Below are 6,953 nucleotides of genomic sequence, written 5' to 3' on the forward strand. Positions count from 1 at the left end.
CGCGAGGCGGCTCCCTGTGGGGCGCCTCGTCGCTTTTTGGTGCCCTCGGCTCAGCACTCCACAGGCGCCCGTGCCCAGGGTCATCTAGTGTTGACCGCCAGCTGACGACCAGACCCTTGGCATCCACCGCGTGAGCGGGCTGCTGGAGCGCGAGCGGGAGCTCTCCGAGCTCGACGCGCTGGCCCGCGAGGCCTGCGCCGGCACGGGCCGTCTCGCGGTGCTCGAGGCGGCCGCGGGGCTTGGCAAGACGCGGCTGCTGCAGGCCGCCCGCGAGTCCGGCCGCCGCGCCGGCATGCGGGTGCTCGCCGCGCGCGCGACCGAGCTGGAGCGGGACTTCCCGTTCGCGCTCGTCCGCCAGCTCTTCGAGCCGGCGCTCACCGCGCTTGATGAACCAGCGCGCGAGGCGCTGCTCCACGGCGCGGTCGGCCCGGCGCGCGGCGCGCTCGGGCTCCCCGCCGAGAGCGGGACACCCGCCGATCTGGCCGCCGACGCGTTCGCCGTCCTCCACGGCCTCTACTGGCTGACCGCTGCGTTCGCCGAGCAGCAGCCGCTGCTCCTCGCAGTCGACGACGCGCACTGGTCCGACGCGGCCTCGCTCGACTTCGTCCGCTTCCTCGTGCCCCGGCTGGAGGAGCTGCCCGTCCTGCTGGTGCTCACCTGCCGGCCGAACGAGGCGGGCGCCGAGCGCAGCCTCGCGCGGATCGCGACCGACTCGGTCGCGCGGCGGCTCACGCCGCACGCGCTCACCCCTCAGGGGGCGGCCGCGCTGCTGGCCGGCACGTTGGAGCGCCCACCGGAGGAGGCGTTCACCGCGACCTGCCACGAGGTCAGCGGCGGCAACCCGTTCCTGCTCTGCGAGCTGGCGCGCACGCTCGCGGAGGAGGAGATCGACCCCGCCGCCGAGCAGGCGTCGCGTGTGCGCGAGCTGGCGCCGGAGCGGGTCACGCGCACGGTCCAGGTGCGCCTCGCGCGGCTGTCGCCCGAGGCACGGGCGGTCGCGCGGGCCGTCGTCGTGCTCGGCGACGGCGCCGACGGCCGGCTCGCCGCCGAGCTGGCGGAGCTCGACGAGCCGGCCGTGGCGCGCGGCGCCGACGAGCTGCGCGCCGCCGCGATCCTCGACCAGGACGCGACGCTCCGGTTCATCCACCCGCTCGTGCGCACGGCGCTCGACGCCGAGCTGCCGACCGGCGAACGCGCGGCGGCCCACGCGCGCGCCGCGGAGCTGCTCCGCGCACGCGGCGCGAGCGCGGAGCTGCTGGCCGCGCACCTCGTCGCGACCGAGGCGCGCGGCGAGCGCGCGACGACGGAGACCCTCCTGGAGGCGGGGCGCGCGGCGCTGGCCAGCGGCGCCCCGCGCTCGGCGCACACCTACCTGACTCGCGCGCTGCGCGAGCCCGCGCCGGATGACCTGCGCCCGGCGATCCTCATCGCCATCGTCAACGCGGGGATCCGCCTGCCCGACCGGGCGCTGTTCGCGGCGACGCTGCCCGCGCTGACCGAAGAGCTGGATCGCGGGCCCGACCTGCAGGTCCGCTGGGGCATCCGCGTGAGCATGTGGATGATCCTCAGCGGCCATGCCGGCCACGCCGTCCGGTTCCTGGAGCGGGGCATCGAGATCGCAAGCGCGCGGGGCGACGTCGAGAGCGCCTTCCGCATGGAGGCCCAGCTCAGCGCGATCCAGCAGCAACCGCTGCCCGTCTGGCGGGCGCGGCTCAGCGGGTACGTCGATCAGATCCCGCCCGACAGCGTGAGCGGCCGGCTCGCGGCCGCCCTCACCGCCGAGTGGGCCGCGTTCGACGGCACCGCGGCCGACGCCGTCGCTGCGGCGCGCCGCGCGCTCAGCCACGACGGGCGCATCTTCGTCGAGCAGCCCGAGCTGTTCGCGCCCGGCCGCGCGATGCTGGCATTGGTCCTCGCGGACGAGCTCGAGGTGGCGTGGCGCGGCGCCGAGCAGGCGCTTGCCCACGCGCGGCGGCGCAGCGCGACGCCCGAGCTCGTCTCCGCCTGGTGGCACAGCGGCTTCGTCGCCTGGGCCTACGGCGACCTCGCCGCGGCCGAGGCCGACATCCGGCAGGCGCTCGCGGCGGCCCGCCTCGGTCGGATGCGCTTCGCCGAACCTCCGCTGGGGGCGGTGCTCGCCAGCCTGCTCCTCGCGCGCGGAGAGCGCGACGCCGCCGAGGCGGAGCTCGTGACGAGCGGCATGACCGGCGAGATCCCGGACGCCGTCTGGATTTCTCTCGCGCTGTTCCCACGCGGGCAGCTGCGCTTCGAGCAGGGTCGCTTCGAGGAGGCGGCCGCCGACTTCCTGCAGGCGGAGCGCCTCTCGATCTGCTGGGGAGCCATCGGGATCCCGGCGCCGCCGGCGCGCATCCTGGCGGCGCTTGCCCTCGCCGCGAAGGGCGACCGCGAGCACGCCCGCCCGCTGGCCGAGGCGGCGCTCGCCCACGCGCGGCACTTCGGCGCCCCCACGTTGGTGTCGCGCGCGCTCCGCGCGTCGGCGATGACGCTCGACGGCGCCTCGCGCCTGGCCGCCCTGGAGGAGGCGGTCGCGGTCCTGGACGGCTCGCCCGCGCGGCTCGTGCGCGCCGAGGCGCTCGCCGACCTCGGCGCCGCGCTGCGGCGTTTGCGGCGTGACGTCGATGCGCGTCCGCCGCTGCGCGAGGCGCTCGAGCTCGCACGTCGCTGCGGCGCCGTCGGCCTGGCCAAGGTGGCGTTCGACGAGCTCGCCGCGACCGGCGAGCGCGTCCGCCGCTACACCCCGATCGGGGTCGAGTCGCTCACGCCGAGCCAGCGCCGCGTGGCGGAGCTGGCGGCGAGCGGCATGACCAACCGCCAGATCGCCCAAACGCTGTTCTTGACCGTCAAGACGATCGAGTCGCACCTCGCCGCGGCGTACGACAACCTCGGCATCCGGTCGCGGCAGCAGTTGCCTGCGGCACTGAGCCGTCAGCCCTCGCGGGGGTCGTAGCCGAGCGGGTCGCAGGGCAGGTCGGGGTGCTCGCCGGGCGTGCGGAGGTCATAGAAGCGCATCCGGCCCGCGGCCCGGTCGAAGGCGGCGGCGCGCACGCGCGGCTGGCGAACAGTTCCTGGCCGAGTGTCGCTGCACCGGCGGCGGTGTGACTTCCTGAGCGATAGAATCGCGGCCGTGCCGTTCACGCTCAAGAACCTCAGGGAGGATCTGGAGGACCTTGGGTCCAACTTCGACGGCGCGCCGGACCTGGAGTTCCGCATGGCGAGCAAGGCGCTCGAGCTCGAGCAGTCCGGCCTCAGCTATCAGCGCATCCCGCCCGACTATCGCTTCCCGTACGGCCACACGCACAAGGAGCAGGAGGAGGTGTACGTGGTCGTGGGCGGGAGCGGGCGGATGAAGCTCGACGACGAGATCGTCGAGGTCAAGGAGTGGGACGTGGTGCGCGTCCCGCCCGGCACGTGGCGAGGCTACGAGAGCGGGCCAGAGGGCCTCGAGATCCTCGTGTTCGGTGCGCCCAATCTCGGCGAAAATCCGCGAGAAGACGTCGAGGGTCAGCGGGACTGGTGGGCCGACTAATAAGCCGCGCCGCCGGCTGCTCCAGCAGCTGTTCGAGCCGGTCTGGGTCGGCGGGCAGAACATTGTCGCCGTCCGCCCCACCCGTCCGATCCTTCGTACGGACGACCGTGACCAGCAGGCACTGACCGCGAGGATCGCGAGCCGTTCCTCGGCGCCCGCAGACCGTCAGCGCCCGCCAGGGGACGGACACTCTCCGCTCAGCGCTTGGCGATGCGGAACCGGACCAGCTTCGCCACCGAGCGGCGGCCCCCCAGGTCTGTCGCCACGGCGCGCAGCCGGTAGCCCCCGGCCGGCAGCGCGCGCCCCCCGAGCCGGCCCGCGAAGCGGAAGCGGTTCGCGCCGGCCGTGCTGGCCCGGGTGAGACTGCCGGCCACGGTCACGTAGCGCACGCAGGCCGGCTTGCCGGCGTTCGATCGCTTGGCCGCGGCACAGGTGCCGTGAACCCGTCGCCCCTTCGTGGCACGTTCGACGGTGAACCGGACGCGGGCGGCCCGCGTCAGCTTGTACTTGACGGTGGTGCCGGCGCGCTTGGTGATGGTCTTGGCCGACGCGCTGGCGCGGAAGCTCGTCGGGGACAGCGACAGACCGGAGAGCACCGGCAGCGCGACGAGGACCGGTGGCGACGGAGCTGTCGGGCCGGCCGGTGTCACGAACGTCTGGTCAGCGCCGACAGCGGTGCCCGCGGCGTTGGTCATCACCAGGCGGAAGTGGTAGGTCGTCGCGGGCGCGAGCGCGACGATCCTCCCGGCGAAGGGCGCCGCGGCAGCGGCCGGCGCAACCGGCTGGGTCGCCGTGGCGAGGCCGTACGCCGTGGTCGACCCGTATTGGAAGGACGCCGTCGCGCCGGCGGCGTCGGGGTTGGTCGCGGTGCCGCTCACGTCGGCCGAGACCATGGTGACCGCGCTGGCCGCGCCCGTCGTGGCGGCTCCGGGGGCGAGCTCGTATGCGCCGATGTCACACGCAGCGCCCTGCGGGCGCACCACGCCACGCTGGTCGCTGGCGCGGCAGCTCGCGTCCCCTGCGTCGATCGCTGGGCTGGCGCCGAGCAGGGCCATGGTCGAGGTCAGGCCGCCGTTGGCCTGCAGCGGCGCGAGCAGCGGATCGGCACCGACGCGATCGCCGGTCGCGGCCAGCCCGCAGTGGCTCGGTGCGGTGTCCTCGAGGTTGTGCCCGAGCGAGGTGGTCGCGGCCGAGCAGTTCTGTGTTCCGGCCATCGCGGTGCCTGCGGCGAGGATGGTGTCGCGCAGCTCGACGGAACCGCTCGGCTGCAGGTTCCCGCCGGTCGCGCCGGCCGGGCCGCTGGCGCCGTTGGCCGACAAGGTGGCGTTCGTGAGGCGGACCTTGCCGGAACCGGAAGCCGCCGCGAAGACGCCGCCGCCCTGGACGGTGCCGGTGGATGAGCTGCGCGCGATGTTCGCCGCGACCGTCACGTTGCCGAACGTGAGGACGGAGCCGCTGACCGTCGCCTTGACGCCGCCGCCCTGGGCGGTACCGCCCGCTCCCGCCGTGCCCCCGGCCGGGCCGTGCGCGCCGCCGGAGGCGTCGCCGACATTGCCGGTGATGCTGCTTGCCGTGACGCTGGCCGTGAGGGCACCGGGAGCGATGAGGACTCCGCCCGCGTAGGCGATGCTTCCCGGTCCGCCGTTGCCCGTCCCGGCCCCGCGCCCGCCGGTCGCGGTGGCGGCGTTGCCGGAGAACGTCGCGTCCAGGACGGTGAGGGCGCCCGAGCTCATGAGGCCTCCACCCTCCGCGATGCTGCCGGGGCCGCCGTTGCCGTTGGGCGGGATCCCGTCGCCGCCGCTCGCGGTCGCCGTGTTCCCCGTGACCTGCGCGCGAAGCAGCGTGAGCGCCCCGGTCTCGCTCAGGATGCCGCCGCCGTAGGCGATGCTACCCGCCCCGCCGGGGACGCCGTCGGAGTCGGCCCGGTTGTTCGTGACGGCCACGTCGCTGAGCGTGAGAGCCGCGCCCTGGTTCAGCACCCCGCCACCCTGCGCGATGCTCGACACGACATGACCGTCGCGGAGCGTGAGCCCGCTGATCACGACCGCGCTGGACGCGCCGCTGGTGTGCAGGACCCGGAACGCGCCGCCCGCGCGAACGATCGTGTCAGCCGTCCCGTGACCGGAGATCGTCACGCTCTTCGCGACCGCCAGTTCACCGCTGGTGAGCGTGTAGGTGCCGGCCGGCAGCACGACGGTCTCGCCCGGGGCGGCGTCGACGACCGCCTGCCGCAGGGAGCCGGCGCCGGCGTCGCTGGTGTTCGCGACCGTGATCGACGCATGAGCGCTGGCCACGGGGACGGCGAACAGCACCAGCCCAACCAGTGCGACGCGCGTCCGGCATGAGGTCAACCAATTCCGGGGAGCCTCGGGACGACGGACCACTTGAGCCATGACAGGGCCTCTCACTGCGCTAGATGTCGAATCACCCAGCGAGCCCCTGCCTGCAGAACCAACCGAATGTCCGAGAGCCCGACACGTCGACGCTCTCGTCCACGTGACGCCGCCAAGCGACGCCACGAGCGCGACCGTACTCCGATCGGCCTCGAAGTCAATGCAAGGCGCTTTCATGCCTGCCCGCGCCAGCTCGGTCTCGAGCCGGTCTGGGTCGACGGGCAGAAGATCGTCGCCGTCCGCCCCACCCCAGCATTCGCAGACCTTTTCACCAGCGAGCCGTCGAAGAACGGCGAGGTGTAAAAGGCGGGAGCGACGGGGGTCGAACCCGCATTTCGCACCCCAGCGGGATCGAGATCCGCGTCTGATGACCCTGCGCTTGGCGGCTCCTCGACAACCGCCTGCGCCCAAGCCACCGCCTTCGCCGCCAGATCCAACGCAGTCGCTCGGTCTACGGTGCCGGGAGAACGCGCGCCGTACCGCCCAGCCACACCGTACGGGGTGAGCAGATCGAGCTTGTCGAGAGCGGCCGGAAGCTCGATGCCAGCGTCCTTGCACAACTGCATCAACAACGCGATGTTGTGCGTGAACGGGAAGTCCCGACCGGTAGCGGCGAGCGCTGCTTTCGATGCCTTCTCCGCTGCCTGCTGCGCGTGGAAGCCCACGATCGCGTCCGATAGCTCCCCCACTTCGGTCGGCGACTGCTGCTCCTCTGAGGCACGAGCGAAGCAGGCGTGCAGCTCGACGGCACTGCCGCGCTGGACGACAAGCGGCACTGCGAGCCCTCGGACTGACGGCCGCCCTAAGGCTGGCTGGCCGCGAGCGAGGCGTAACCGGAACGGCTCACGCTGACGCGTTCAGCGACGCTGCGCCGCGGACCAGCGCTTTGAACGCGTCGTCGTCGATCGTGTCGGCCTCGTGCAGATCGATCGCCCGCCTGGTCCCTGCGTCGAGGCTTGCGTTGAACAGGCCGACCGGGTCCTCCAGCGAAGCCCCCTTGGCGAACGTGAGCT

General features: G+C 73.7%; 5 protein-coding genes. 2 read left to right on the forward strand and 3 right to left on the reverse strand.

What is annotated here, in order from left to right:
• The first annotated feature begins 130 nt into the window (after positions 1–130).
• Both VK501_RS23875 and VK501_RS23880 read left to right on the forward strand, forming a co-directional pair.
• Positions 131–2,968 carry a helix-turn-helix transcriptional regulator gene (locus VK501_RS23875; RefSeq protein ID WP_324341964.1) on the forward strand — a complete coding sequence of 946 codons (2,838 nt, stop codon included), beginning with the start codon at positions 131–133 and terminating at the stop codon, positions 2,966–2,968.
• Between the two features lie 177 nt (positions 2,969–3,145).
• On the forward strand, positions 3,146–3,547 hold the full coding sequence (locus VK501_RS23880) for a cupin domain-containing protein (protein WP_324341966.1): 402 nt from the start codon (positions 3,146–3,148) through the stop codon (positions 3,545–3,547).
• Positions 3,548–3,744: 197 nt separating this feature from the next.
• Here VK501_RS23880 and VK501_RS23885 read toward each other — a convergent pair whose 3' ends face one another.
• From VK501_RS23885 to VK501_RS23895, 3 genes are all read right to left on the reverse strand, one after another.
• Positions 3,745–5,859, reverse strand: a complete 2,115-nt coding sequence (locus tag VK501_RS23885; RefSeq protein ID WP_324341968.1) for a choice-of-anchor Q domain-containing protein — start codon at positions 5,857–5,859, stop codon at positions 3,745–3,747.
• A 254-nt stretch (positions 5,860–6,113) separates the two neighbouring features.
• The gene (locus VK501_RS23890) at positions 6,114–6,716 is read right to left on the reverse strand and encodes a HEPN domain-containing protein (protein WP_324341970.1); all 603 of its coding nucleotides are present in this window, start codon (positions 6,714–6,716) and stop codon (positions 6,114–6,116) included.
• Positions 6,717–6,783: 67 nt separating this feature from the next.
• Positions 6,784–6,953 (reverse strand): DUF1801 domain-containing protein (locus VK501_RS23895; RefSeq protein WP_324341972.1); only part of this gene is annotated, 170 nt, incomplete at its 5' end.

The organism is Baekduia sp., from assembly GCF_035318805.1.
Taxonomy (GTDB): Bacteria; Actinomycetota; Thermoleophilia; order Solirubrobacterales; family Solirubrobacteraceae; genus Baekduia.